Genomic DNA, 25,766 nt, shown 5'->3' on the forward strand with positions numbered 1-25,766 from the left:
CGGTGTATCAGAGGCCATAACCTTGCTCAGGACCATTCGTGCCCCAATCTGCGACGAAACCTTTCATCGACGTGCTCTCCGGCCAGCGCCAGAGCATCCCGCCCATGTGGATGATGCGGCAGGCCGGCCGCTATCTGCCGGAATATCGCGAGGTCCGCGCCAAGGCCGGCGGCTTCCTCGATCTGTGCTTCAACCCGGAGCTTGCGGCCGAGGTGACGCTGCAACCGATCCGCAGGTTCGGATTCGATGCGGCGATCATCTTCTCCGACATCCTGGTGATCCCCTATGCGCTCGGGCGCTCGGTGCGGTTCGAGGTCGGCGAGGGCCCGCGGCTGGATCCGCTGGATGACCCGGCGAAGGTCGCAACGCTCGCCGCGCGCGCCGACTTCGGCAAGCTCGAGCCGGTGTTCGAGGCGCTCAAGCTCGTCCGCGGCGCGCTCGATCCAAAGACCGCGCTGATCGGCTTCTGCGGCGCGCCGTGGACGGTCGCGACCTACATGGTCGCGGGCCAGGGCACGCCGGATCAGGCGCCGGCGCGGATGATGGCCTACCGGCACCCGGAGGCGTTCGCTGAAATCATCGACGTGCTGGTCGAGAACTCGATTCAATATCTGCTGTTGCAACTCGCCGCCGGCGCCAACGCCTTGCAGATCTTCGACACCTGGGCGGGCGTGCTGCCGCCGGCCGAGTTCGCGCGCTGGTCGGTCGAGCCGACCCGGCGCATCGTCGAGGGCGTGCGGGCCAAGGTGCCGGATGCGAAGATCATCGGCTTCCCCCGCGGCGCCGGTGCGCAATTGCCTGGCTATGTCGAGACAACCGGCATCAACGCGGTCAGCATCGACTGGACTGCGGAGCCGGGCTTCATTCGCGAACGCGTGCAGAGCAAGGTCGCCGTGCAGGGCAATCTCGATCCGCTGGTGCTGATCACAGGCGGCGCGGCGCTCGACCGCGCGGTCGACAACACGCTGGCCAATTTTGCCCAAGGGCGGCTGATCTTCAATCTCGGCCACGGCATCCAGCCGGAAACGCCGATCGCCCATGTCGAGCAGATGATCAAGCGCGTGCGGGGCTAGTTCGCTCGCCCCCAACAGGGGCGAAAACAAAAACGCGAAAACAACCCCATGCACAGTAGACAAGTCATTGAAAACTCAGGACCGGCCGCGTGTGGCTCAGACGCGCGTTTGACGCGTCGGGCAAAACAGGCGCACGCCTGCATGATCTCGTGATCGCGACCGCCTAGCGCGGCCGGCTGCGCTCGATGATCTCGGCGGCGCCTTTCGTCAGCAGATCTAGACCCACGGCACGGCCGAGCTCGCGCGGGCGATTGGCGGGGCCTGCGCGCGAAGCCTCGATGATGGTATTGCCGGAGAGATCGAGCACGGATGCGGTCAGCGACATCTGATCGCCCGCGATGGTCGAGAAGCCCGCCACCGGCGAATTGCAGTGGCCGTTCAGCACCCACAACACCTCGCGCTCGGCGTCCGCGCTGGCATGCGCGGCGGGATCGTCGATCGACGACAGGATCTGCCGCGTCTGCCAGTCCTGCGCCGCGCATTCGACGGCGACGATGCCCTGCCCCGCCGCCGGCAACATCTCAGCCGCGGTGAATTCGTAGGCGATGCGGCCGGCGAGGCCGACGCGGTCGAGGCCCGAACGCGCCATGATCAGCGCGTCGGCCGGCCCCACCGTGCCGCCGTCCGGCAGGCGCTGCTTCTCGCCATTGTCGAGCTTTCGCACGCGCGTGTCGGCGGCGCCGCGGAAGTGGATCACCTCTACATCCGGAAACAGGCGTCGCGCGTAAGCGGCGCGACGGACCGCATTGGTGCCGATTTTAAAACCCTTGCCGCGGGACTGGCGCAGCGCCTCAAGCGTCACGCCATCGCGCAGCACCAGCGCGTCGCTGGCCGGATCGCGCGACAAGGTAGCGCCGATGACGAGGCCGGGCGTATCCTCGTTGCCCGGCATGTCCTTCAGCGAGTGCATCGCCGCCCGCAATTCGCCCGACAGCACCGCGGCGCGGATCTGCGCCACGAAGGCGCCGCCCTTGCCGCCATGCGGCAGGAGCTTGCTGGTCTGGTCGAGATCGCCCGTGGTGTCGAACTTGACGATCTCGACGTCGAGACCGGGCACGGCGGCGGTCAGGCGGCGCGCGATCTCTTCCGTCTGTGCCAGCGCCATCGCGCTCTTGCGGGTGCCGATCCGAAATCGAATAGCCAAGCTCTCGTCCTTTCACTGCGCGCCGTTTTATTTGCGCATGATCTTGTCGGAAAACCGGTTCCCACTTTTCCGGACCATGCTCTACCGCGCATCTTCCAATATCATGTCGGAGGCCTTTTCGGCGATCATGATGATCGGCGCATTGGTGTTCCCCGATACGAGGTCCGGCATGACCGAGCCGTCGACGACGCGAAGGCCGTCGAGCCCCCTCACCTTCAGCCGCTGGTCGACCACCGCGAGCGCATCATTGCCCATACGACAGGTCGAGGTCGGATGGTAGATGGTGCTGCCGCGCTCGCGGCAATAATCCAGCAGCTCGGCATCCGTGGATACCTTCGCCCCGGGATCGTACTCATTGACCACGAACGGCTTCAGCGCCGGCGCATTCAAGATCTTGCGCAGGGTCTTCAGACCTTCGACATTGGTGGTGCGGTCAGTCTCGGTCGACATGTAGTTGATGCGGATTTCCGGCGGCACCGTCGGATCGGCGCTCCGGATGCGCAGGCTGCCGCGGCTCTCAGGACGAAGCTGGCACACAGAGGCGGTGAAGCCGGAGAAATCGTGCAGCTTCTCGCCCATCTTGTCGGTCGAGAACGGCAGGAAGTGCACCTGGATGTCGGGCGAGGCCAGCCGCGGGCTGGTCTTGAAGAACCCGCCCGCCGTGCCCGCCGCAATCGTCAGCCACCCCTTGCGGAACAGCGCATATCGCGCGCCGGCCATGGTGCGGCGGAGCGGATGATTGACGGTGTCGTTCAGCGTGATCTTCTGCGAACAGCGCATCACGATGCGGACCTGCATGTGATCCTGGAGGTCGTGACCGACGCCCGGCGCATCCAGCACGACATCGATGCCATGCTTGCGCAGGAGGTCACCGGGGCCGACGCCGGAGAGCTGCAGCAGTTGCGGCGAATTGTAGGCGCCGCTCGACAGCACGATCTCTCTTCGCGCGCGGGCCCGGCGCACAGCTGCGCCTTGCCGATATTCGACGCCGACGGCGCGGCGGCCCTCGAACAGCACGCGGTGGCCGAGCGCGGAGGTTTCGATCTTGAGATTGCCGCGGGCCTTTGCCGGGCCGAGATAGGCCACCGAGGTCGAGGCGCGCCGGCCGTTGCGCGTCGTGGTCTGGAACAGGCCGACGCCTTCCTGCGTGGCGCCGTTGAAATCAGGGTTGTAGGGCAGACCGATCTCGACCGCGGCGTCGATGAAGGCCTTTGACAGCGGATCGGTCACGACCATGTTGGAAACCGGCAGCGGACCACCGCTGCCATGATACTGGTCGGCCCCGCGCGACTGGTTCTCGGCCTTCTTGAAATAGGGCAGCACGTCGTCGTAGCCCCAGCCGGTGTTGCCCAGCTGGCGCCAGCGGTCATAGTCCTCGTGCTGGCCACGGACATAGAGCAGGCCGTTGATCGAGCTCGAGCCGCCCAGCGTCTTGCCGCGCGGCTGAAACACCTGGCGCCCCTTCAGCTCGGGCTCCGGCTCGGTCTGATACATCCAATTGACCGTCTTCTCCTTGAACAGCTTGCCGTAGCCGAGCGGCACGTGGATCCAGATGTTGGAATCCCCCGGACCGGCCTCGAGCAGGAGCACGCTGTGCTTGCCGCTCGCCGATAGACGGTTGGCGAGCACGCAGCCGGCGGAGCCGGCGCCGACGATGATGTAGTCGAATTCGGGATCGGAGGGCGCGAGAGAGGAGTTTATGGTCATGTCTTGTCAGTCTTCTTGTTGGTTGGGGCGTTTCCGTCTGCGTGGCTTAGCACAATCATTCCGGCAGGCGCAGCGCCTCGACCAGCGACCTGAACGCACGGGCATATTCCGCGCCCGCCCTTGCGATGTCAGCGCGTCCGGCGCAGGCGACCGCGGCCTCCGTCACCGCGCCGAGCAGCAGGCGGGCGAGCGGCTCGACCGGCTGCTTTGCGATCAGGCCAGCCTCCATCGCCACCGAAAGCGCCCGCGGCAGCTTGCCGCCAAAATGCTGTGCGTCGATCTCGCGCCAGCGCTCCCAGCCGAGCACGGCCGGGCCATCGCGCAGGATGATCTGGCCGGTCGGGCCCTTGGCGGTCGCCGCGAAATAATGCTGCGTGCCGGCGACCATCGCTGCGAGCACGTCCTTCTCGGCGCGAGCCGTTCCGTCGATCTCGACGACGAGGTCGCGCGAGACCTGGTCGAACACGGCTTCGAACACCGCTTCCTTGGTCTTGAAGTGATGATAGACCGCGCCCTTGGCGACGCGGGCTGCTTCCGCGATCTCGTCCATGGTGGTGGCGGCAAAGCCTTGCGTCCCGAAAAGGCGGCGCGCCGCCGTCAGGATCGCCTCCGATGTCGCCGCCCGCCGCTCCGCCTGTTTCGCCATGGCTCTCGTCTAGTCGAATTCACCAAACACGGCCAGTTGACTTTTCGACTATCGGTCGGTATTTACCGACTATCAGTCGGTTTTAATCGTGAGGTTTGCCATGCCGAGCCGTGACGTCGTTGAAGCTTTTGCGCAGCGGTTGGAGGCCGGGGATTTCATCGGTGCGATCGAACAGTTCTGCACGCCCGACGCCGCGACCTATGAGAACAACGGCGCCCCGACGATCGGCCGTGACAAGCTCGTCGCCAAGGAGCGTGCCGTGCTGGCGGCCTCGAAAGAGGTCAGGGCCGTCCGCATCGGACCGAGCCTGATCGACGGCGACCATGTCGCGACGCGCTGGAACTTCAGCTTCACCAACGCAGAGGGTGTCTCACGAACGCTGGACGAGATCGCCTGGCAAACCTGGCGCGGCGACAAGCTGGTCGAGGAGCGGTTCTATTATGACCCCAAGCAGCTCGGGCGGTGACGACGTCTCTCCACACAGGTGTCATCGCCCGGCTTGACCGGGCGATCCAGTATTCCAGAGACGGTTGTGATTCCTCGATAGGCCGCGGCGTACTGGATGCCCCGGTCAAGCCGGGGCATGACGGCGAGCTAGTGGGGAGCGCCCTGCTCTCGTTACAACCGTAATCCGAAGTCCGCATTTGTATCGATTTGTTATCGATATCACGTCACGAACACGCAGAAGTGGTCGCGGGGAACGCCGCAGTCAGGGATAATTCATAGTTCGTCAAAGGTTTGCGGCGAATTCTCCCTGGAGGAGCCGACCAACGGCCCGTCCTGCTAGGCTCTGAAATGCGGACTCAAACGACCAGCTATGTCGCGCGGCTGTTCGCGGGCGATTTATCGGCCTTTGGCGGTCCCGCAACCGACGAAGCCGTGGCCGGCCATATCCGCGCCGAACAGATGTCGCTGGTGCTCGGCTATTCGGTCGGCATCATGCTCGCCAACGCCTGCAACGCCATCGTGCTCGCCATCGCGCTTTGGCAGTCGCCGGACAGGATATCTGCCCTGATCTGGGCGGCCGCCGTCGCCAGCGCCGCGATCGCGTTCGGCCTGCAATCCCGCGCGGCGCGCCGCATCACCAAGCCGCAATTCGTCTCGCGCCGCGCCATGCACCGGCTGGTGCGCAACGCCTTCGTCCTCGGTGCCGCCTGGGGCATCGTCCCGGTCGCCTTCTTCGCCGACGCTTCGACCGGCGGCCAGCTCGTCATCACCTGCCTGTGCTCGGGCATGCTGGCCGGCGGCGCGCTCGCCTTCGCCACCATCCCGATCGCAGCGATCGCCTTCACGGCCCCGATCTTCGTCGGGATCGCGATCTGCCTTGGCAGGAACGGCGATCTGGCCTTTCTGCTGATCGCCTTCCTCGTCGTGGTCTACGGCAGCGTGCTGCTGCGCGGCGTGTTCGTCAATTCGTTCTCGTTCGCGCGGCGCGTGATGCGGCAGATCGAGGCGAAGCGCACGGTGCGGCTCGATCCTCTGACCCACCTGCCGAACCGCGTCGCCTTCAACGAAACGCTCGAGGCCGCGCTCAAGCGACTGGCATTGTCCGGCGAGGAGTTTGCGGTGCTCCTGCTCGATCTCGATCGCTTCAAGGAGGTCAACGACAAGTTCGGCCATCCCGCCGGCGACGAATTCCTGGTCCAGGTGGCAAGCCGCCTGCGACGCTGCACGCGCGCCGCCGAGCATGTCGCGCGCATCGGCGGCGACGAGTTCGCGCTGGTGATGGCCAATCTGGCGCGTCCCGAGGATGCACTCGAGATCGCCGAACGCTTCGTCGCGGCCTTCACTGAACCGTTCCGCATCGAGGGCCGCCAGATCGTGGGCGCGACCAGCGTCGGCATCGTGCTGGCGCCGCGCGACGGCACCACGCCGCTCGACGTCATGAAGAATGCCGATGCCGCGCTCTACCGCGCCAAGAAGGCGGGCCCCGGCACGATCCGCTTCTTCGAGGCCAGCGACGACAGGGTGTCACGCGATCGCAAGGCGCTGCAATCCGACCTCGAGGGCGCGATCGCGCGAAACGAGCTGTTCCTCGTGTTCCAGCCGTTCCTCGATCTCGACGAAAGCCGGATCACCGGTTTCGAGGCGCTGCTGCGCTGGCAACATCCTGAGCGCGGACTGGTGCCGCCGAGCGAATTCATTCCGATTGCGGAAGAGACCGGGCTGATCCACGAGATCGGCGAATGGGTCGTCCGCCGCGCCTGCGCGACGGTGGCCGAGTGGCCGGACGACATCAGGGTCGCCGTGAACTTCTCGGCCGCGCAATTTCACAACGCCGGTATCCTCCAGATCGTCGTGCAGGCGCTCGCGGCGGCGAAGATCGCCCCGCACCGGCTCGAGATCGAGATCACGGAATCGATGCTGCTGTCGAAATACGGCTCGGCCGAGCCGGTCCTGAACGCGCTGCTGCAGCTCGGCGTCACTGTGGCGCTCGACGATTTCGGGACGGGCTTCTCCTCCCTCACCTATTTGCGCAAGCTGCCGTTCAGCCGCATCAAGATCGACCAGTCCTTCATCCGCGACATGCTGGTGCAGCCGGACTGTGCCGCCATCGTCAAATCGGTGATCTCGCTCGCGCGCGACCTGCGCATCGCCGTCGTCGCCGAAGGCGTCGAGACCGCCGACCAGCTCGACTATCTCAGGCAGATCGGTTGCGACGAGGTGCAGGGCTATCTGATCAGCCGGCCGGTGTCGGTGGATGGCGTGCTGGCGCTGCTGGATACGAAGAAGCTTCGGGCGACGTTTGCGGCGTAGGTCACTTGCGGCTGACGCTTCGTAGCCCGGATGGAGCGGAGCGCAATCCGGGACGAGTGCGCGCCGGAGCAAGACCGCCCCGGATTTCGCTCCGCTCCATCCGGGCTACAATCCTTCAGACCCTGCCGGGTCTCGAGAGGCTGCCTCAGATCGCATCCGCCCGCAGCAGCGTGTCCACCGTGATCGTGCCCCGTGCCCGCGAGACGCAGGCGCAGATCTTCTGGTTGCTTTGCTTCTGGTGATCGCTGAAGAAGACGTCGCGGTGGTCGATCTCGCCGTCGACCTCGACCACGTTGATGGCGCAGAGGCCGCATTCGCCGCGCTTGCAGTCGTACATCACGTCGTGACCGCTGGCATTGAGCACGTCCAGCATCGAGCGTTCGCGCGGGATTTCGAGCTCGACGTCGGAGCCCTTCAGGCGCACGCGAAACGTCTCGGTGGGCAGCGTGCCGCTGGAGCCGAAGGTCTCGTAGCGGAGATCGGGCAGCGGATGGCCCGCGCCGATCCAGGCGTGGCGCGCGGCATCCAGCATCCGCATCGGGCCGCAGAACAACGCGAGCGCGCCTTGCGGCAATGACGCGAACACCGCATCGAGGTCGAGCCGTCTGCCTTCATCGCTGGCATGAACGACCAGGCGATCTCCGAGCATGGCGGCGAGATCGTCGAGATAGGCGGCTTCGCCGCGCGAGCGCACCGCATAATGCAGCGTGACGTCGGCCCCGCGCCGCGCCAGCGCCTGCGCGGCGCCGAGGATCGGCGTGATGCCGATGCCGCCGGCGATCAGGCAATAATGTTCGCGCGCCCAGTCGACCGCGAGCAGCGAAGCGGGCTGAGTGATGTCGAGCCGCGCGCCCGGCGCGAGCTGCCACATGTAGCGCGAGCCGCCGCGGGAATCATCGGCACGGCGCACCGCGATCTTGAAGCCAGCCGAGGTGGCTTCGCCGACCAGCGAATAGGACCGCGTCTCCGGCAGGCCGTCGATGGTCACGCTGATATTGATGTGGCTGCCGACCGGATAAGCGGCGGCGTCGAACTGATCCGGCCGGATCAGGAATTCGCGGATGCCGGGGGCGAGATCGCGCGTCGAAACGAGCGTCGCCGGAATCCAGGTTTCGATGAAGCGCATGGTGAAGCCTCAATCGGTTGCGGTCTTGATCAGCGCGAGCGCCGGCAAGAGGTCGAGATGGGTGCGGTTGCGCAGGGCGAGCCGCAGATTGCGCACCGCCAGCCGCGCATGCTCGCGCATGACGGCTTCGGCGCGCGCGCCTTCGCGGTTCTCGATGGCGTCGATCACGACACGGTGGTGCTCCTGGCCGATGATCAGGATCTGCTGCGCCTCGGGAAGCGCCGATTGCGCCATCACGAAGCCGCTCGGGGATGCGAACGGCAGCGCCGAAGCGCGGTCGATCTGGCGGATTAAGGGTGGGCTCCGCGACAATTCCGTGAGCAGGGCGTGGAAGCGCGCGTTCAGCGTGACATAGGACGAGAAGGCTTCGATCGAGATCGGCACTTGGCGCAGCAGCTCGTCGATCGCAGCGAGGCACTCCTTCAGCGGCTCCAGCTCGCGCGCGGAAACACCGCGCTCGGCGGCGAAGCGCGCGGCGAGCCCTTCCAGCGTGCCGCGCAGCTCGATGGAATCGGAGATGTCACGCTCCGAAAACGCCTTCACCATGAAGCCGCCGGACGGGATCGCCTCCAGCAGACCCTCCTCCTCCAGCCGCACCAGCGCCATGCGCACCGGCGTGCGCGAGGCGCCGGTGGTTTCCACCGCCTGGAGCTCGGAGATGCGCTCGCCCGGTCGTAAGGAGCCGGACAGGATCTGGTCGCGCAGCGCGAGCTGCGCCTTCACGGTCTGCGAGACGGAGCGGTCGACCTCACGTTCGGCCATGATCTACTCCGCCGCCTGAAGGTGCTGCGGCCCGTTTTCCTTGGCCACCATCCTGTCGATCAGCTTGCGCGTCCACATCGCGCCGGCGTCGATGTTGAGGTTGTAGAAGATGCGATCGGGGTTCTCGTCCATCGCGCGCTGCTGCGCTTCCAGGATCAGCTCGTCCTCATGGAAGATGCCGGAAACGCCCTCGCGGATCTCGGAGGTGATGCGCTGCTCACCGAGCTGATAGTTGCGCACGAAGGCCCAGAAATAATGGCAGGTCTTTTCCGTCTCCGGCGTGATGGTGTTGAGCACGAAGCCGTTGACGCCCTGCGAGCGGTCGCCTTCCGGCGCGCCGGTGCCGGTCGGCGCGACGCCGACGTCGATGGCGATGGTGCACGGGGCCTCGAAGCGGATGATCTGCCAGCGGTCGACGGGGCCGGTCTTGCCGAGCTGTTTCGCCCAGAACGGCGGTGGCTCGATGTTCCGCATCCAACGCGTCACCGTGACCGTCTTCTCGCCATGGGTGACGTCGAACGGCGCCTCGGCCACCGCCTCGTTGCCGATGGAGGAGCCGTGCACGAAAGTCTCGTGGGTGAGGTCCATGAGGTTGTCGAGCACGAGGCGGTAGTCGCAATTGACGTGGATGGTCTTGCCGTCGCCGGCCCAGGCCGGATCGTGATTCCAGTGCATGTCGGGGACGAGCGCGGGATCGGCCAGCGCAGGATCGCCCATCCAGAGCCAGATGTAGCGGTGGCGCTCGACCACGGGATAGGCGCGGACGCAGGCCGAGGGGTTGATGGTCTCCTGCGAGGGCATGAAGGTGCAGCGTCCCTGCGCATTGTATTTCAGGCCGTGGTAGCCGCAGACGACGGTGTCGCCTTCGAGCCGACCCTTGGACAGCGGCACCAGACGGTGCCAGCAGGCATCCTCGAGCGCAGCGACCGAGCCGTCGGCCTTGCGGTACATCACGACATGCTTGCCGCAGATCGTCCGCGGCAGCAGCGCAGCCTTCACGTCCGCGTCCCAGGCCGCGGCGTACCAGGCGTTCATGGGGAAGGGCTTTGTCATTGGTCTCACTCCCACGGCTTATGAATACGTTATGTATACAATAGCGCAGGAATGGAATCGTTCAAGGACGAATTATACGTATCTAAATACCGATGACTTAACTCCTGTATACACGCCAAGCAATCAGCGTCATTCCCACTAGGTTGGAGACGAGTCCGCGCTTTGGCCCTGGCGGCTACGCCGCGAACACCTTGGCCAGTCCCGCCTTGGCCTCTTCCTGAATCCGCGTCAGGTGCTCGGTGCTGCGGAAACTCTCGGCGTAGATCTTGTAGACATCCTCGGTCCCGGACGGGCGCGCGGCGAACCAGCCGTAGTCGGTCTCGACCTTGATCCCGCCGAACCGCTGGCCATTGCCGGGCGCCTTGCTCAGCGTTGAGCGGACGGGGTCGCCGGCGAGGTCCTTCAGGCCGAGCTCCTCGGGCGTGACGGATTTGAGGATGTTCTTTTGCGGCCCGGTCGCGGCGACGTCGATGCGGGCGTAATGCGGCACGCCGAACTCGGCGGTCAAATCATTGAAGAGCTGGCTGGGATCGCGGCCGGTCTTCGCCATGATCTCGGCGGCGAGCAGGCCAAGGATGACACCGTCCTTGTCGGTCGTCCACACCGTGCCGTCACGGCGCAGGAACGAAGCGCCCGCACTCTCCTCGCCGCCGAAGCCGAAGCCGCCGGTGAGGAGACCGTCGACGAACCATTTGAAGCCGACCGGCGTCTCGACCAGCTTGCGCCCGAGCTTCTTGGCGACGCGATCGATGATCGAGCTCGACACCACGGTCTTGCCGATCGCGGCATCCTTGCCCCAGTTCGGACGATGCGCGAACAGATAGGAGATCGCGGTCGCCAGATAATGATTCGGATTCATCAGGCCGCCGGAGCGTGTGACGATGCCGTGGCGATCGGCATCGGTGTCGTTGGCAAAGGCGACGTCGAAGCGGTCGCGCATCGCGATCAGGCTCGCCATCGCGTAGGGAGAGGAGCAGTCCATGCGGATCTTGCCGTCCCAGTCCACCGTCATGAAACGGAAGGTCGGGTCGATCGCCTCGTTCACCACGGTGGCCTTCAGGCCGTAGCGCTCGATGATCGGATGCCAGTAGTGCACGGCGGCGCCGCCGAGCGGATCGATGCCGATCTTGATGCCGGCGGATTTGACGAGGTCGAGATCGACGACATTGCCGAGATCGGCGACGTAGGGCGTGATGAAGTCGGTGGCATGGACGTTCGAAGACTTCAGCGCCTTGGCATAGTCGATGCGCTTCACGCCCTTGAGGCCGTCGGCGAGATAGGCGTTGGCGCGCTTCTCGACGACACCAGTCACATCGGTGTCGGCCGGGCCGCCATGCGGCGGATTGTATTTGTAGCCGCCATCCTCCGGCGGATTGTGCGAGGGCGTGATGACGACGCCGTCGGCGAGACCGCTGGTGCGGCCCCTGTTGTAAGTGAGGATCGCGTGCGAGATCACCGGCGTCGGCGTGTAGCCGCCGTCCTTGTCGATCATGATGTCGACGCCGTTGGCGGCGAACACCTCGACGGCGCTGACCAGTGCCGGCTCGGCCAGCGCGTGGGTGTCGATGCCGATGAACAGCGGTCCGGTCAGCCCCTTTTCCCGTCTGTAGTCGCAGATCGCCTGCGTGGTCGCGAGGATATGGCCTTCGTTGAAAGTGTTCTTGAACGAGGTGCCGCGATGGCCGGAGGTGCCGAACGCCACGCGCTGCGCGGGATCCGCGACGTCGGGCTTGCCGGCGAAATAGGCCGTCACCAGCCGCGGAATGTTGGTGAGCGCGTCCGGCGAAGCCTGCTTGCCCGCCGCGGGATGAACATCAGCCACTGAAAATATCCTCGTCCTGTCGTACAGAGATAGCGCGACACCATAGCATCGGCGGGGCCCCCGCCAAGGGCACAACACCCGCGGTGGGGAAGGCGTTCCCTGGAGGCTACCGTAGCCCGCATGAGCGAAGCGATATGCGGGACCACCTGCCCCGGATGTCGCTTCGCTCATCCGGGCTACGGGATCATGCTATGCTCCAACCAACGTGGCCCCTTCGAATCGTCCCATGATCCCTTCGCGCAAGCTGCTTCTGCTGATCGCCGGCCTCGTCGTGGCCGGTGCGCCGGCGCGTGCTACGGAGTTCTACACCGAGGATCTCCGCATCCCCATGGCGGAGGCCGGGCCGCAAGGGCTCGAGGCCTTCCTGGTCCGCCCGGCCGGGACGAAGCGCTATCCACTGGCGCTGCTCAGCCACGGCTCGCCGCGCAGCTTCGACGACCGCGCGACGATGTCCGCGCATAAATATTACGGCATCGCGCTCGAATACGCTCGGCGCGGCTTTGCCGCGCTGATCGTGATGCGGCGCGGCTACGGCACCTCGCCCGGCGGACGCGTCGACAGCGTCGGCGGCTGCGCGAAAGCCGCTTACCTACCCGCAGCCGCGGTCGCCGTTGCCGACCTGCGCGCCGCGATCGATGCGATGGCGCGCCGGACCGACGTGACGACGTCAGGCATGATCGCGGCCGGCCATTCCGCCGGCGGGCTCGCAACGGTCGCGCTCACTGCGCAGGCCCCGGCTGGTCTCGTCGCCGCGATCAACTTCGCCGGCGGCCGCGGTTCGCGCGACGACGACGACGTCTGCAATCCCGATGGGCTGGTGCAGGCCTTCACCGCCTTCGGCAAATCCTCGCGCGTACCGATGCTGTGGGTCTATGCGACCAACGATTCCTACTTCGGCCCCGACCTCGCGCGCCGCCTCCATGACGGATTTCGCGCCAGTGGCGGCAATGCAAAATTCATCGCGGCGCCGCCGTTCGGTGACGACGGCCATTACCTCTATGCGGTGGCGAGCCGTGCGCAATGGACGCCCTATGTCGACGCCTTCCTGCGCGAGCGCGCCCTCGTCAGCCGCGACATCCTGAGCCCGCCCGACCCGCTGCCGCCGCCGCGCCAGCTCAATGAGGCCGCGCGGGCCGAGTTCGCGCGCTATCTCGCCAGCATGCTGCCGCACAAGGCTTTCGCGGTGTCGCCGAACGGCGGCTACGGCTGGCGCGCGGGACGCGTTACGGCCGACGATGCCCAGCGCGACTCGCTGGCGGCCTGCATGAAATGGTCGCCCACCTGCACGCTCTATGCGATCGACGACCGGCTGGCTGAACCTGCGCAAGCGACGTCCACCGATCAGAGCGCCCGCGCGCGCTAGTCGCCGCAGCGGAGGCCGGTTTGTTAACTACGGAGCTGTATGACGAACCGATGCTGTGGGATCGGGCATGCTTCAATCTCGGCGCGACGTGGAGACACGTGGCGGTCGTTCTGCTGTTGTCGGCCCCGATCTGCGCACAGGCTGGAGACGGCGATCTGGACGGGCCGCACGCGACGTCGGCGATCTCCACCGGCAGGACGGAGCTCGGCGCCAGCGAAACGCCGTCATCCCGTGCCATGATCCGGAAGATCATCGAGCGAGAAACCGCAAACACCAATTTGCCGGCCGATGTCGCCGAAGCGGTCGTCTTCGTTGAAAGCGGCTACAATTCGGCCGTCATCGGCAGCGTCGGTGAGATCGGCCTGATGCAGGTGCGGCCCGAGACGGCCGCGATGCTGGGCTTCAAGGGCGGCGCGGCGGAACTCGCCGAACCCGACATCAACATCCATTATGGGGTGCTTTATCTCAGCCAGGCGTGGCGGCTGGCTGGCGGGGACATGTGCCGCGCGCTCATGAAGTATCGGGCAGGCCATGGCGAAGAAGATATGACCGCGCGGTCGCAGGTCTATTGCAATCGGGCCCGCAACCGTCTTGCCGCCATGAATTCGAAGGCTCTTGAGACCGAGGTTGCGGCCGCTCCGGATCCGGCGCGCCGGCCCACTTCCGCAGCACCTGCGGCAGCTCCGGCAAAACCGGCGAGCCGCCCGAAGATGGCGGCGCAGCCCAAAGCCGTCTATGCCCGCTATCGCCAAGGCACCGCAGCCGCCAGCCGCGCCTATTGGGCCGCCCACGAGGCCCGGGTCAGCCAGATCAAGGCTCGCATCGAAGCGCGATGGAAGCGCGTCGCATCGCGCTGACGACAAGTGCCCTACAGCCGCTCGCTGAGTGCGAGCTTGTAGCCGACGCCGGTGACGGTCGCGATCACGGGCGTACCGCTGCCGACGAGCTTGCGGCGCAGCCGCGCCACCAGCGCATCGACCGTGCGGATGTCGACCTCGGCCTGGCGGTTGCTGACGACCTCGATCAGATAGTCGCGGCTGAGCGGCCGTCCGTCGGCACCGACCAGCGCCGCGAGCAGATCGAATTCGGCGCGCGTCAGCGCCACCGGCTTGCCGTCGCTGCCGAGCAATTCGCGCCGGGTGAGATCGATGATCCAGTCGCCGAAGGAGATAGAATTGTGGTTGCGCGCCGCCTTGCGATCGAGCGAGCGACGCCGCAGCACGCTGCGGGCGCGCGCGAGCAGGTCACGCAGATTGATCGGCTTGGTGACGTAATGGTCGCCGGCGATCTCGAGGCCGAGGATGCGATCGACGTCGGTGTCGCGGCGCGTCACGAAGATAATGCCGGCGTTGCTGGTCGCCTGGATCTCCTTGGCGAGCTCGAAGCCGTCGCCGTCCGGCAGTTGCACGTCGAGGAAGATGAGATCGGTTCGGGCGCGCAACGCCTGGCGGCACTCCGCGCAGGAGCTGGCGCCGATCACGTCGAAATTGTTCTCGCTGAAATAGCCGACCAGCATGGTCCGCGTCACCGGATCGTCCTCGACGACGATCAGCCGTTCGCGGCCGGCGGGACGCAACTCCTTAAGTGCGGGATCAACCACGGTCTTGGGTGTCCTGTGTGCCTGGGACCCGACCTGGAAATTCAAGTCACCGCGCAATGCGCTGCCATGTGAACGGACATTCACGACTTGTTCGAGCCCCCGAAATTGCCTGCCGGAATATTAGGCGCGTTGCGACGCGCAAACAATATTGCTCATGGTCTCTAGGGATTAAGTATGAATTGGCCCACAATTCTCATTCCGCGCACCATAGCGTAGGGCGGCGCCGCAGGGGCCTTGCGCCGGTCCGTGGCCGCCGATCCCTCACATTCGGCTTCGGACTCAACCGCCGGTTAACGTAAAAATGGCCTTCGGCTTCGGAAGGCCCACCTGCGCCTCTATTGTCCCGCCCGCACAATGTGGAACCACGGAGCAGACGTGATGCAGGGGCAGGCCCGGTTGGCTGCCGGTCGAATCGAGCAAGGCACGGCGCCGTTCGGCCGTTCGCACACGCTCGATGTCCTGCGCGGCCTCGCCATCGCCGGCGTGATGGCCATCCACGTCTCGCAATCGTTTCCATCCAATATCCACGCCGTCGACTACGCCTTCATGTGCGGCTGGACCGGCGTCAACGTGTTCTACTTCGTCAGCGCCATGACGATGTGCCTGATGTGGACGCAACGGGTCGAAACCAGTCCGACGCGGAAGTTCTATATTCGCCGCTTCCTGCGCATCGCGCCACTGTTCTGGCTCGCGATCCCGATCTACCTCGTCATCAACGGCACCGGGCCGAGCGACAACGCGCCCAACGGCATCGGGTCAGCTCAAGTGATCCTCACCGCGACGTTCCTGCACGGCTTCTGGCCGGACAGCGTCAACAGCGTCGTGCCCGGCGACTGGTCGATCGCGGCCGAGATGACCTTCTATCTCGTCTTCCCGCTTCTGATCACCGCGTTCGGGTCGCGCCGCCATCTCTATCTCGCGCTGGCAATCGTGCTGCATCTCGTCAATGTCTGCCTGTTCAAGCCGTGGGCTTTCGCGCTGTTCTCCGCCTATTACGGTCCCGGTCACGAAGCGTTCGTCTGGACCACGCTGCACATCAGCTTCCTGAACCAGCTTCCGGTCTTCCTGGTCGGATGCGCGCTGTTCTTCGCGCTACGCGACGGGTTTGCCCGGTCGGACGCAGCGATCTACGCGGTCTTCATCGCGCTGTCCTTCGTCGCCAACCGCATAACCGGCTCGCACGAATTCAACTATCTCATGATCAACCTCGTGCTCGGCGCGCTGGTTGCCGGCTGCATCAAGCTTGCGATCCGCTTCCAGCCGCTCGAGGCGCTCGGCCGCAATTCCTATTCGATGTACCTGTCGCACTTCGCGGTGATCTACGGCCTGCATCAGATCTGGCCGCTCGCCGATGGACTGGTCTCGCTGCTCATCGCCTATGTCGTCACCGCCGCGCTGAGCTATCTCGTCGCGCGCGCGACCTGGCATCTGGTCGAACGGCGCGCGCAGGATTTGGCGCACCGTCTGACATCGGCGGGATCGGACCGATCAATCCTCCCGCCGACCATCGCCGCCACTGCGGCCGGCACGCGCTGAACGCCCCTGCTCCGTCCCTGCCGGCCCGATGCGGCTTGCTTCATTGCCGCCTTAAACTCTACTGTGGAGACTCTTCACGCTGGAGTAGGCACCATGGAGGTCATACTGCTCGGCACCGGCGGCCCGCGGCCGGACCCGCGCCGCATGGCGACGACCACCCTGATCAGGCTCGGCGACGAGAATATCCTGTTCGACGCAGGCCGCGGCGTTGTGGTGCAGCTCAGCAAGGCCGGCGTTGCGCTCGGCGCGATCAACACGGTTTTTCTCACGCATCACCATTTCGACCACATCGGCGATCTCTACGATGTGATGCTGAATTCATGGATGCACGGACGCAAGGACGAGCTGCGCGTTTATGGACCGCCGGATACCGAGCGGCTCGTCGACACGCTGATCACGCAGGTCTACGACAAGGACATCACCTGGCGCGATAAGGGCGAGCCGACCTTCGGCGGCTGGAAACCCGTGGTCGCGACGGACATCATCCCCGGCCCCGTTCTCGACACCGGGCGATGGAAGATCAGCGCCGAGCTGGTGTCGCATGGCGACGGCCTCGACATGCCGCCGGCCTTTCTCGCGCGATGGATGTGTCTCGGCTACCGCTTCGAAGCGGAGGGCAAGGTCATTGCAATTTCGGGGGACACGGTCCCCTGCCCCGGGCGAGCGGCTGGCTGAGGGAGCCGATTTGCTTGTCCAGTGCTGTTTCCTCGCAACGCCGGAGATCAACAACGAGCACCTCCGCCGGCTTGCGAAATTCACGATCGCCTGCGGCGACACCGTCGGCAAGGTTGCGGCCAAGGCCGGCGTCAAAAAGCTCGCGCTGACTCATCACCGGCCGCGCGCCGACGATGCCATGCTGAACGCGCTGCTTGCGGATGTCCGGCAGGATTATGCGGGGCCGGTCGTGCTCGGCGAGGATCTCACGCGCATCGAGGTCTGAGCGCCAACGATCAGCTCGCCCTGTGGCCTCAAGACGATCCGACCTCGATCCGGAACGACAAGCGCTCTTCCGCACACGGCGCGATATGCATCAGGCCCGGCTTGTCCGTGAACTCACCGTCAAAGCCGGCGGGACTGGCATAGCCGCGCCAGGGCTCGATACAGAGGAACGGCGCGCCCGACGGTTTCGACCAGACGCCGAGCTCGCGAAAGCCGCGCCATGATATCTTCAGCCAGGGGCCGGAGGACGCAGCATAGCGGACCGCGTTGCTCTCGATCCGGTCGAAGATGATGGCGTCATCGACGAACAGGGACTCGGACAAGGTCAGCTGCGTACCCTTGACGGGACCAGGCTCCGCGGCCGCGCGCAGCAGCCCGCCATCAAGACGGCGGACGGGAGACGATTCCACCTTCGCAAAGGTCAGCGCGTAGTCCTCTTTCGCGCTTTCGGGCTGGAGGGGCCAATTGAAGGCGGGATGGCCGCCGATCGAAGCCGGCAATGTCTCCTTGCCGGTGTTGGCGATCGTAAGTGTCAGATCGAGGCCGGCGGCGTCGAGCGCATACGCGGCCGTCAGACGGAACGCGAACGGATAGAGCGCGCGGGTCGCCTCGCTGTCTTCGAGCACCAGTGTGCAGCGGCTTTCGCCGCGCTCCGTCCATGCAAAGCGGCTGTCGCGCGCAAAGCCATGCTGGGTCATCCGGTACGTCTTGCCCCGGTGCCGCAATTCGTCCCCGGCGAGGCGCCCCACGATCGGAAACAGCAGCGGCGCATGGCGCGGCCATTCCGGCCCGGCCTGCCAGACGAACTCGGTGACATTGTCCTTCAACGAGCACAGCTCGGCGCCGTGCGCCTTGATGGTCACGGTCAGCCCTCCGCTGCGGAGGGAGTGGGTATCGTCACTCATGGCGGACATCTACACCGCGACCTCACATGCAGCAAGGCAGCGCCAGCCATGCAGGCGGGGCGTCTCCACTGTGCAGGGCTGCGTCATATTTCTGTACCTAACGGTTGCTCCTTTGCGGTTCGTCCCCCGCCTGCTTGTTGCAGGGTCGGCCCGGACTCCGATCAACCATTGTGGTAGCCAATTGAAATTCTTCATCAACGGCCGCTTTCTGTCGCAAAAGCTCACCGGCGTTCAGCGTTATGCCGCCGAGATCGTCAAGGCGATCGACGTGCTTTTGGCGTCGGAGCAAACTCCCGCCTCGCTACGGAACGCAGACTGGCAGTTGCTGACGCCCGTGGATGCAAGCGAGCAGCTCCAGCTGGAGCGAATCAAGATTCACGCCGTCGGCCGCTTGCGCGGGCACGCCTGGGACCAAATCGACCTGGCGCGCGCCGCTGCGGGAGGCCGCTTGATCAGTCTCGCCAATTCCGGCCCCGTGTTCCATCGCGACCACATTGTGGTGATCCACGACGCACAGGTCTTTCGCAGGCCCGACTTCTTCAACTGGCGCTATCTGGCAGTTCACCGAACCATGGGCCGGCTGCTCGCCCGGCACGCAAGCATCGCAACCGTATCGGCCTTTTCGCGCAACGAGCTTGCCGAGGTGCTGAATCTGTCAGCAACGGCGATCCCGGTTTTCCCCAATAGCGCCGAACACTTCGCCAGGACGAAGCCTGATCCCGACATCATTGCCCGGCTCGGCGTTCGGCCGCAGAAGTTCTTTCTCTATGTGGGCTCCAGAACCAAGAACAAGAATCTTTCGGTCGCGATCCGTGCCATCCAGCTGCTCGACCGGACTGACGTTCCCCTGGTCATCGTCGGTGGCGACAACAGCAAGGTCTTTCAAGACAATTCGGGCGAAGGTGCTGCCGGCCTGCTGCTCGCTGGGCGTCTGACGGACAGCGAGATCGCTGCGCTCTATGCGCATGCATCGGCGTTCGTGTTTCCCTCGCTGTATGAAGGCTTCGGCGTGCCGCCGCTCGAAGCCATGATCTTCGGTTGCCCGGTCATTTGCTCGACGGCCGATGCGGTCGTGGAGACGTGTGCCGACGCCGCTGCGTATTTTGACGCCAATGATGCCGAATCGTTGAAGCAACTGATGCTCGAAAGATTGGCAATCGGCGCCATCTCCGATCAGGAGCGCCGGCGGCAGCAGGAACGCGTTGCGTTCTTTTCGTGGCAAAAGTCGGCGAAGTCGTTGCTCGATCATCTCACACCATCGGCAAACGTTGCCAGCGCTGCTTGAAGTTCGATGCACTTCGCTTATCGCGCGCATCGGTTTTCGCACAAACAATTTGCAACTGGCTGCAACTCGCGCACGTCCGCATGGTTCCACGAAATGTTTTCGTTCTTCCTATGACAATCGTGCGCGCAAAGAGCTTGGCGCAACATCACCACATCGCTGCCCCAATATCGCTACGTATTCGAGGAACTGTCTCTCGCACTAGCGAACTCAGAACAGGGATACAGGATGTCCGGCTCTCCAACGCGGCCCTACGGAAGGCAAACGATGAAAGTGCTGCACATCGCCGAGACGATCCGGGGCGGGATTGCCAGCTACCTGAACGAGTTGCACCCACAGCAACAGGCGAGCTTCGGTACCGAGAACGTGCACTATGTCGTGCCGTCGGATCATCGCCGCGATCTTCCGGCGATCGATGACAACCAGATTACGACGTTCGAACGATCCGGCCGCGGCATCGCCGGACTATTCCAGATGTTGCGCGCAAGCATGCAAGCGCTGGATGCTTTTCGTCCTGATGTCGTCCACCTGCATTCCTCGTTTGCAGGCCTCGTGCTGCGCCCGGCGCTGGCCGCCCGCTCCGACGGTCCGCGCGTCGTCTATTGCCCGCACGGCTGGGCGTTTTCACGCGAGACCGGCCGCCTCAGTCATCTCGTGACGAAAGCGGCGGAGAACCTCCTCGCCCGTACGTCGGACCGAATCATCTGCATCTCGAGCGACGAGTTCAACGAAGCCGTTCGCGCTGGAATTCCCGCCGAGCGCCTCACCCTCGTCCATAACGGCATCTCGAAGAGCCGCACGCCGCAGCCTGTCGCGGCCGACTGGACGTCCAAAAAGGTCAAGGTGCTGTTCATTGGACGCCTGGACCGCCAGAAGGGCTTTGATCTCCTGATCGAAGCGGCACGCTCGCTCGAGGATGTGCTGGAGATCCGCATGATCGGCGCCTCCGTCGTCAACAAGTACGAAGGTCCGAGCGTCCCGTCCAACGTGTCCCTGCTGGGCTGGCTCGATCGCCCGACCATCGAGACCCAGCTCGAGGCTGCCGACCTCGTCGTGATCCCATCACGATGGGAAGCCTTCGGCCTCGTTGCCCTGGAAGCGATGCGCGCGGCCAAACCCATCCTGGCGTTCCGCAGCGGAGCATTGCCCGAGATCGTCGTCGATGGCGTGACCGGCGTGCTTTGCGAGCCCGTCGCGGTCCAGCCGCTCGTCGACGGTTTCCGGCGAGCACTCGATCTCGACCTCAAGGTGCTGGGTCAGCGCGGTTACGACCGGTTCAAGCAGTTTTATGACGTTCAGAAGACGCATGGGCAATTGCAGCAGGTCTATGCCGAGCTGCTCCATGACGACCGGACACCGATCGACGCGAAGGCGGGGCTGCAGTCGGACCTCTCCAAGAATTTCTGATGGCTGGGCGACTCGACGTTCACACTTGCCCTCGCAGATGCAGGAGATCGCGATGGCGATGTCATTGACCGGACTGGGTGTCACCGCGAACGCAGCACGCGCGAGCATGAACTAGCCGATGATATTCTCACGCATCTTGGTTCGCGGCAGCTTCCGCCTCGCGGGCCTCATCGCATCGATTTTTCTGCCGGTCTCTGTCTGCGCACAGCAGGCGCAGCCGCTCGATGCCCGATTCCTGCTGGGCGTCGGCACCCATCAGGGGCTGGGTGGCCCGGTGAGCGCGCGCGGATACGTTCCTTCGGAAAACGTCGCGCAGATCAAGCAGCTCGGCCTCAACGCCTTCCGCGATGATTTTCCCTGGTCCGATTTCGAGGTGGGGGGACGCCGGATGGGCTTCACGCCCAGGCTCGGCAGGCTCGAAGCGCAAGTCAGATCCGGCGTCGCGCGCCCCCTCCTGATCCTTGCGTTCGGTCATCATCTGGTTCCGAATTCCTCGCCACCGACAACCGATGAGGCCCGGCAGCGGTTCGCCGATTATGCTGCTGCGGCGGCGCAATCGGTCGTGGCACAGCATCCGGTCTTCGAACTCTGGAACGAATGGAATCTGGCGGCGAAGAAGGATCCGGCGTTCTCGCCGGAGAACTATCTGGCGCTCGCCGAGGCCGCGCGGCCGGCGGTGAAGCGCGTTGCACCGCATGCGCCTTTCCTGGTCGGAGCTCTCGGCGACGATCCGGGCTGGACATGGACTGAGAAGATGCTGCGAACCGGCATTCTTCAGCATGCGGACGGTGCTTCGATCCATCTCTACAATTTCTGCATGGGCCCGAGCAAACGCACGTCGGCCGAGATCATCGACCGGCTCACGGCGTTTCACCGTATGGTCGGCCAGGCCAGCGGAAATCCTGACTTCCCGATCTATGTCACCGAGACGGGCTGGACCACGGCCACCAACAAATGCGGCGTCAGCGAGCAGGCCCAGGCCGACAATACCGCGCAGCTCATCCTGTGGGCGTCGACCGCGACACGCTGGCTCAAGGGCATGTGGCTCTACGAGCTCAAGGACAGTGGAAAGAACCCGTCGGAGCTGGAGGATAATTTCGGACTCTATCGTTTCGATAATTCGCCAAAGCCGGTTGCCTGCGCGGCCCAGGGGGCCTGGGCCTTCATTCGCCCCAGCCTGAGTGCCGAGCGCCGCGAGCTCGCCAGCGGCGTCGTGTCGATCAATGCATCGACGGCTTCCGGCGGCAGAGTTGCGGTCTGGTCCGAGGCCCCGGACCGACGTTACGAGATCCGGCTCAAGGGCGATCAACAGGGCGCAAGCTTTGCGATGCCGTGCGACCAGGCGGCAAGGCCTGCATCCGGGGTCTGGATCCCCGTTTCGAGCACACCGGTTCTGATTGCAGCCAATGACAGTGCCGTTCCCGCCCTGGAGATAAGGCCGGCGCGGTAGACGCGATTTTGCAGACATGAGGTTGACGCGATGAAAGTTCTTTTGACGTCCACGCTTTATCCGACGCCTCAGGCTCCAAAGATCGTCGGCGGCGCGGAGATCTTCGCCCGGCGCTTCGCCGAAGGCCTGGTGCAGCGCGGTGACGAGGTGGAAGTGATTCGGGCCGCATCCACGCCTCATCAGGCTCCGGAAACCTGCGACGGCATCAACGTCTATTCCGCGCCGGTGCGGAACGTGTATCTGCCCTTCACGGAGCAGAAGAACGTCGCGCTGCGTAGCATCTGGCACGCGGTCGACGACTGGCAGATGCAGGCCCCCCTGATTGCGGAACGCATCCGGGCCTTCAAGCCGGACGTGCTGCACTCCAACAATCTGTCGGGACTCACCACCGCGGTCTGGCGCGTTGCCGCCCAGCTCGGGGTCCCCGTGCTCCATACGCTTCACGACTATTACCTGACCTGTCCGCGCTGCTCCCGCTTCGAGAATGGACGGTCCTGCGAGCACACCTGCACGAGCTGCGGAATTCTGAGCTTTCACCGCAAGCGCGCCACGCATTGGCTCAGCGCCGTGGTCGGCGTGAGCGAGCGCGTCCTGTCCATTCATACCGACATGGGCATGTTCTCGGAGACGCCGATCCGCACCGTGATCCGCAACGCCTCGACCGAGCCGCCGCAGGAGCCCTACCCCCGCCCCATCTGCACCACGGAAGTGACGTTCGGGTTCATCGGCCGTCTCACGGAGGAAAAGGGCATCGAGAACCTGATGCGCGCCCTGGCCCTGCTGCCCAGGGATCGCATCCGCATGTTGATCGCCGGACGGGTCAGTGACGAGGAACAGCGACGCCTGAGGACGCTCGCGCCGGATGCGCGAATTGAGTTCATGGGCTTCGTGGCGCCGGACGATTTCTACAAGCAGGTCGACGTGGTGGTCGCGCCCTCCATCTGGCACGACCCCGGTCCGCTGGTCGTTGCAGATGCCAAGGCGGCGGGCAGGCCGCTCCTCGGAACGCGCTTCGGCGGCATGCCCGAGGTCATCGAGCACGGGATGACCGGCTGGCTGACCGAAGCCGATCCACAATCCCTCGCCAGGAGCATGCTCGCGGTCGCAGCCGATCCGCACAAGATCGACGAGATCAGCCGGCGCCTGATCGCCGATACCAACAAGTGGATATTCTCCGACGTGCTGTCATCATACAAGACACTGTATGAACAATTGCGCGAGCAGCGGATGTCGCACGTCCGCGCAGCAACGGCCGAAGCGCCACACGGACCGTCCGTCGTCGGCAAGGAGCGCCTCATTCCGCGATGACACGCCTCCTCGCGATGGCGGGCTACGTCTATCAGAGCGCCGCGGCGATCATCCTGATCTTCGCGATCAGCCATCTGTTGCCCGCCGCCGACTACACCAACTTTTCCCTCGCGCTGGCCTCGAGCCAATTGCTCTGCGTCCTGATGTTCGAGTGGCTGCAGCTGGCCGGATTGCGGTTTCTGGCGGCAGCCAAAGAGAACGAGGCGGCGCGGCTGAGGTGGTCGCTGTTTGCAGCAGGCCTGTCGAGCGCAGCCGCGCTCGTCGTGGTCGGGAGCTGCGCGTCTCTGGCCAGCGTGCTCCCGACCGGGATCGTCGCGTTGGGCCTCGGCATATCCGTGCTTCAGGGCCTAACGGATCTCTACTTCCTGTCGGTCCGCCTGTCCGACCGGCTGGGCATCGCATCCTTTCTGCTTGCGTTGCGTGCCACCGCCCTTCTGATCGGAGCCGCCGCGGGCGCGATGATCTCGGGAACAGCGGAAGCGGCGCTGCTCGGTATTGCCTCGGGTCACGCCCTCGGCCTTCTCGCCGGCCTGGTCGCCTATCGCACCCCGATGGAGCGCGTCTCGCTGCAGGCGATGATGGCCGACTGGAAGGATTTCTCCCGCTACGGCATGCTCGCGGCGGGCGCGTCCGTCATCCATCTGTCGGTGCCGGTGCTGCTCCGTGTCATCGTCCTCGGCCGGCTGGGCGCGACCGGGGCCGGGGCCGGCTTTTCGATTGCGCTCGACCTCCTGCAACGTCCCTTCTGGGTCCTCAATGCCGCGATCCACACCGTGAGCTATCCCGAAGTGGTCAACGATTTCGAACACGGAGGCAGCGCAAAGTCGGTGCAGTCGGCGCGGCGAATGTTCGAATTCATGATCTGCACGACCCTCGTGCTGCTCGGTGGTCTCATTGGATTCATTCCAGATGCCGCCCGTATCCTGGTGCCGCAGGCGAGCCTGGATGGCTTTCTGGAGACGGCGCCAACGGTAGCCGCCTTCTATTTCCTGCACACCCATTTGCAGGCGACGATCGCGGTCGTTCCCCACCTCGAGAAGCTGGCGACCAGGCTCGTCGTCGTCGCGGCCAGCCAGCTCGCCCTCGTCGTGTCCTTCGCCGTGGTCGCGGTATCGACCGGCCTGTCGCCGCGAGCGGCGGTTAGCTATGCTTCGCTCGCCACGCTCGCGACCATACTGGTCGCACTCGGTCCTACGCTGCGGTTTGAGGCGTTCCCGCGCTGGCCGTTGGTCATGCAGGCGGGGGTGGCCGCAATCCTGATCGGATCGCTCGGTTCGATACCGACGGAGCCCGCGGCATGGCTGGCCGGCAAGATCGCGATCGCCGCGATTGCAACGGCGGTCATCGGATGGCGCGGAGATTTTCTGATGCTGGCCCGCCGCGGCTGATTGGTCGCACCGCGTACGAAGCAGATCTGGTTCGATACGGAACCGGGCTGCATGGTCTTGATCAGCAGATCCCGCGGCGAACGCTGCACCATCCCTGAGCAACCACAACCATTACGAGTAAATTGATTGGTTTAACCGCCCATGGAAGCGGCATCTGCTAACTTCCCGTGCAGGAAAGCGCGAGCTGCGCGAGGAATGAGACGAAGATACTTCGATTGACGGCCAGCGAGAAAATGTCTTGCTGCTCCTTGCCGACCTCGCGCGCCGCGAGCGCGCCGACCGCTCGTTCGAAATCTATCATATAAAATCCAGTTCGCGCGGCCTGCGCATACATTCAGCAGTGCAAATCGCGAAAATCTTGAAAGCGCCTTCCTCACGCCATGCTGCCCGGGCATCGCATCAATATTCTGCTGCAACACAGAGCAAGTCTGTTCCTGCACAAGGAACCTCGTTTCGCTCACGATTTGTAGCTTCCATTTTTATCTGAAATTCACACTC

At 64.8% G+C, this 25,766-nt stretch carries 23 protein-coding genes; 13 read left to right on the forward strand and 10 right to left on the reverse strand.

All coding sequences use genetic code 11. From position 1 onward, the window contains the following. Positions 1-38 precede the first annotated feature (38 nt). Positions 39-1,073 (forward strand): uroporphyrinogen decarboxylase, encoded by a 1,035-nt coding sequence (hemE, locus tag GA0061098_RS09865; protein WP_091956148.1) that lies wholly within the window; start codon positions 39-41, stop codon positions 1,071-1,073. Positions 1,074-1,236: 163 nt separating this feature from the next. Here the strand turns inward: hemE and hemC are convergent, their stop codons facing one another. From hemC to GA0061098_RS09880, 3 genes are all read right to left on the reverse strand, one after another. Then, on the reverse strand, positions 1,237-2,217 hold the full coding sequence (gene hemC / locus GA0061098_RS09870) for a hydroxymethylbilane synthase (protein ID WP_091956149.1): 981 nt from the start codon (positions 2,215-2,217) through the stop codon (positions 1,237-1,239). Between the two features lie 81 nt (positions 2,218-2,298). Then, a complete protein-coding gene (locus GA0061098_RS09875; RefSeq protein ID WP_091956150.1) occupies positions 2,299-3,924 on the reverse strand; it encodes a GMC family oxidoreductase in 1,626 nt (541 codons plus the stop codon). A 55-nt stretch (positions 3,925-3,979) separates the two neighbouring features. Next, entirely contained in the window at positions 3,980-4,570 is a 591-nt protein-coding gene (locus tag GA0061098_RS09880) for a TetR/AcrR family transcriptional regulator (protein ID WP_091956151.1), read from the reverse strand. A gap of 100 nt (positions 4,571-4,670) precedes the next feature. Between GA0061098_RS09880 and GA0061098_RS09885 the strand changes: the two genes are divergently transcribed. Continuing rightward, positions 4,671-5,036, forward strand: a complete 366-nt coding sequence (locus tag GA0061098_RS09885; protein ID WP_091956152.1) for a nuclear transport factor 2 family protein — start codon at positions 4,671-4,673, stop codon at positions 5,034-5,036. Between the two features lie 329 nt (positions 5,037-5,365). After that, the gene (locus GA0061098_RS09890; protein ID WP_091956153.1) at positions 5,366-7,327 is read left to right on the forward strand and encodes a putative bifunctional diguanylate cyclase/phosphodiesterase; all 1,962 of its coding nucleotides are present in this window, start codon (positions 5,366-5,368) and stop codon (positions 7,325-7,327) included. A 145-nt stretch (positions 7,328-7,472) separates the two neighbouring features. Here GA0061098_RS09890 and GA0061098_RS09895 read toward each other — a convergent pair whose 3' ends face one another. The 4 genes from GA0061098_RS09895 to pgm all read right to left on the reverse strand — a co-directional run bounded on the left by GA0061098_RS09895 (position 7,473) and on the right by pgm (position 12,090). Continuing rightward, complete coding sequence (locus GA0061098_RS09895) at positions 7,473-8,453, reverse strand: PDR/VanB family oxidoreductase (RefSeq protein WP_091956154.1); 981 nt, start codon at positions 8,451-8,453, stop codon at positions 7,473-7,475. A gap of 9 nt (positions 8,454-8,462) precedes the next feature. Then, positions 8,463-9,215, reverse strand: a complete 753-nt coding sequence (locus GA0061098_RS09900) for a GntR family transcriptional regulator (protein ID WP_027564262.1) — start codon at positions 9,213-9,215, stop codon at positions 8,463-8,465. 3 nt (positions 9,216-9,218) lie between these two features. Continuing rightward, entirely contained in the window at positions 9,219-10,268 is a 1,050-nt protein-coding gene (locus GA0061098_RS09905; protein ID WP_091956155.1) for an aromatic ring-hydroxylating dioxygenase subunit alpha, read from the reverse strand. A gap of 175 nt (positions 10,269-10,443) precedes the next feature. Beyond that, the gene (pgm, locus tag GA0061098_RS09910; RefSeq protein ID WP_091956156.1) at positions 10,444-12,090 is read right to left on the reverse strand and encodes a phosphoglucomutase (alpha-D-glucose-1,6-bisphosphate-dependent); all 1,647 of its coding nucleotides are present in this window, start codon (positions 12,088-12,090) and stop codon (positions 10,444-10,446) included. 226 nt (positions 12,091-12,316) lie between these two features. Between pgm and GA0061098_RS09915 the strand changes: the two genes are divergently transcribed. Together GA0061098_RS09915 and GA0061098_RS09920 are read left to right on the forward strand one after the other, a co-directional pair. Next, positions 12,317-13,453 (forward strand): alpha/beta hydrolase family protein, encoded by a 1,137-nt coding sequence (locus GA0061098_RS09915; RefSeq protein WP_091956157.1) that lies wholly within the window; start codon positions 12,317-12,319, stop codon positions 13,451-13,453. 98 nt (positions 13,454-13,551) lie between these two features. Beyond that, positions 13,552-14,310 (forward strand): transglycosylase SLT domain-containing protein, encoded by a 759-nt coding sequence (locus tag GA0061098_RS09920; RefSeq protein ID WP_091956158.1) that lies wholly within the window; start codon positions 13,552-13,554, stop codon positions 14,308-14,310. Between the two features lie 11 nt (positions 14,311-14,321). On the opposite strand, the gene GA0061098_RS09925 is transcribed toward GA0061098_RS09920, so the two are convergent. After that, a complete protein-coding gene (locus GA0061098_RS09925) occupies positions 14,322-15,137 on the reverse strand; it encodes a response regulator transcription factor (RefSeq protein WP_091956159.1) in 816 nt (271 codons plus the stop codon). Between the two features lie 294 nt (positions 15,138-15,431). Between GA0061098_RS09925 and GA0061098_RS09930 the strand changes: the two genes are divergently transcribed. From GA0061098_RS09930 to GA0061098_RS45990, 3 genes are all read left to right on the forward strand, one after another. Then, positions 15,432-16,589, forward strand: a complete 1,158-nt coding sequence (locus GA0061098_RS09930) for an acyltransferase family protein (RefSeq protein ID WP_091956160.1) — start codon at positions 15,432-15,434, stop codon at positions 16,587-16,589. A gap of 93 nt (positions 16,590-16,682) precedes the next feature. Then, on the forward strand, positions 16,683-17,264 hold the full coding sequence (locus GA0061098_RS09935) for an MBL fold metallo-hydrolase (protein ID WP_245323197.1): 582 nt from the start codon (positions 16,683-16,685) through the stop codon (positions 17,262-17,264). A gap of 10 nt (positions 17,265-17,274) precedes the next feature. Continuing rightward, on the forward strand, positions 17,275-17,529 hold the full coding sequence (locus GA0061098_RS45990) for a hypothetical protein (RefSeq protein WP_245323198.1): 255 nt from the start codon (positions 17,275-17,277) through the stop codon (positions 17,527-17,529). Between the two features lie 28 nt (positions 17,530-17,557). Here the strand turns inward: GA0061098_RS45990 and GA0061098_RS09940 are convergent, their stop codons facing one another. Then, a complete protein-coding gene (locus GA0061098_RS09940; protein ID WP_091956355.1) occupies positions 17,558-18,433 on the reverse strand; it encodes an aldose 1-epimerase family protein in 876 nt (291 codons plus the stop codon). A 181-nt stretch (positions 18,434-18,614) separates the two neighbouring features. Here GA0061098_RS09940 and GA0061098_RS09945 point away from each other — a divergent pair, with 181 nt between their 5' ends. The 5 genes from GA0061098_RS09945 (at position 18,615) to GA0061098_RS09965 (ending at position 25,268) form a co-directional block, all read left to right on the forward strand. Then, the gene (locus GA0061098_RS09945; protein WP_091956161.1) at positions 18,615-19,718 is read left to right on the forward strand and encodes a glycosyltransferase family 4 protein; all 1,104 of its coding nucleotides are present in this window, start codon (positions 18,615-18,617) and stop codon (positions 19,716-19,718) included. A gap of 264 nt (positions 19,719-19,982) precedes the next feature. Further along, complete coding sequence (locus GA0061098_RS09950) at positions 19,983-21,122, forward strand: glycosyltransferase (RefSeq protein WP_091956162.1); 1,140 nt, start codon at positions 19,983-19,985, stop codon at positions 21,120-21,122. Positions 21,123-21,240: 118 nt separating this feature from the next. Then, on the forward strand, positions 21,241-22,572 hold the full coding sequence (locus GA0061098_RS09955; RefSeq protein WP_091956163.1) for a hypothetical protein: 1,332 nt from the start codon (positions 21,241-21,243) through the stop codon (positions 22,570-22,572). 30 nt (positions 22,573-22,602) lie between these two features. Next, a complete protein-coding gene (locus GA0061098_RS09960) occupies positions 22,603-23,880 on the forward strand; it encodes a glycosyltransferase family 4 protein (protein ID WP_091956164.1) in 1,278 nt (425 codons plus the stop codon). After that, positions 23,877-25,268: a hypothetical protein gene (locus tag GA0061098_RS09965; protein WP_091956165.1), complete on the forward strand. Its 1,392-nt coding sequence runs from the start codon at positions 23,877-23,879 to the stop codon at positions 25,266-25,268. Before GA0061098_RS09960 ends, GA0061098_RS09965 begins: the two co-directional genes overlap by 4 nt. A 157-nt stretch (positions 25,269-25,425) precedes the next feature. Here GA0061098_RS09965 and GA0061098_RS44830 read toward each other — a convergent pair whose 3' ends face one another. Further along, a complete protein-coding gene (locus GA0061098_RS44830) occupies positions 25,426-25,602 on the reverse strand; it encodes a hypothetical protein (protein ID WP_165637269.1) in 177 nt (58 codons plus the stop codon). Between the last annotated feature and the right edge of the window lie 164 nt (positions 25,603-25,766).

The sequence above is a fragment of the Bradyrhizobium shewense genome (assembly GCF_900094605.1).
Lineage (GTDB): Bacteria > Pseudomonadota > Alphaproteobacteria > Rhizobiales > Xanthobacteraceae > Bradyrhizobium > Bradyrhizobium shewense.

What these genes read in the sequence shown, in the direction of transcription:
- GA0061098_RS09875 (WP_091956150.1), bottom strand. Translation starts at nt 3,924, where the DNA reads ATGACCATAAACTCCTCTCTCGCGCCCTCCGATCCCGAATTCGACTAC.
- GA0061098_RS09880 (WP_091956151.1), bottom strand. Translation starts at nt 4,570, where the DNA reads ATGGCGAAACAGGCGGAGCGGCGGGCGGCGACATCGGAGGCGATCCTG.
- GA0061098_RS09885 (WP_091956152.1), top strand. Translation starts at nt 4,671, where the DNA reads ATGCCGAGCCGTGACGTCGTTGAAGCTTTTGCGCAGCGGTTGGAGGCC.
- GA0061098_RS09890 (WP_091956153.1), top strand. Translation starts at nt 5,366, where the DNA reads ATGCGGACTCAAACGACCAGCTATGTCGCGCGGCTGTTCGCGGGCGAT.
- GA0061098_RS09895 (WP_091956154.1), bottom strand. Translation starts at nt 8,453, where the DNA reads ATGCGCTTCATCGAAACCTGGATTCCGGCGACGCTCGTTTCGACGCGC.
- GA0061098_RS09900 (WP_027564262.1), bottom strand. Translation starts at nt 9,215, where the DNA reads ATGGCCGAACGTGAGGTCGACCGCTCCGTCTCGCAGACCGTGAAGGCG.
- GA0061098_RS09905 (WP_091956155.1), bottom strand. Translation starts at nt 10,268, where the DNA reads ATGACAAAGCCCTTCCCCATGAACGCCTGGTACGCCGCGGCCTGGGAC.
- GA0061098_RS09915 (WP_091956157.1), top strand. Translation starts at nt 12,317, where the DNA reads ATGATCCCTTCGCGCAAGCTGCTTCTGCTGATCGCCGGCCTCGTCGTG.
- GA0061098_RS09930 (WP_091956160.1), top strand. Translation starts at nt 15,432, where the DNA reads ATGCAGGGGCAGGCCCGGTTGGCTGCCGGTCGAATCGAGCAAGGCACG.
- GA0061098_RS09935 (WP_245323197.1), top strand. Translation starts at nt 16,683, where the DNA reads ATGGAGGTCATACTGCTCGGCACCGGCGGCCCGCGGCCGGACCCGCGC.
- GA0061098_RS09940 (WP_091956355.1), bottom strand. Translation starts at nt 18,433, where the DNA reads ATGAGTGACGATACCCACTCCCTCCGCAGCGGAGGGCTGACCGTGACC.
- GA0061098_RS09950 (WP_091956162.1), top strand. Translation starts at nt 19,983, where the DNA reads ATGAAAGTGCTGCACATCGCCGAGACGATCCGGGGCGGGATTGCCAGC.
- GA0061098_RS09955 (WP_091956163.1), top strand. Translation starts at nt 21,241, where the DNA reads ATGATATTCTCACGCATCTTGGTTCGCGGCAGCTTCCGCCTCGCGGGC.
- GA0061098_RS09960 (WP_091956164.1), top strand. Translation starts at nt 22,603, where the DNA reads ATGAAAGTTCTTTTGACGTCCACGCTTTATCCGACGCCTCAGGCTCCA.
- GA0061098_RS09965 (WP_091956165.1), top strand. Translation starts at nt 23,877, where the DNA reads ATGACACGCCTCCTCGCGATGGCGGGCTACGTCTATCAGAGCGCCGCG.
- GA0061098_RS44830 (WP_165637269.1), bottom strand. Translation starts at nt 25,602, where the DNA reads ATGTATGCGCAGGCCGCGCGAACTGGATTTTATATGATAGATTTCGAA.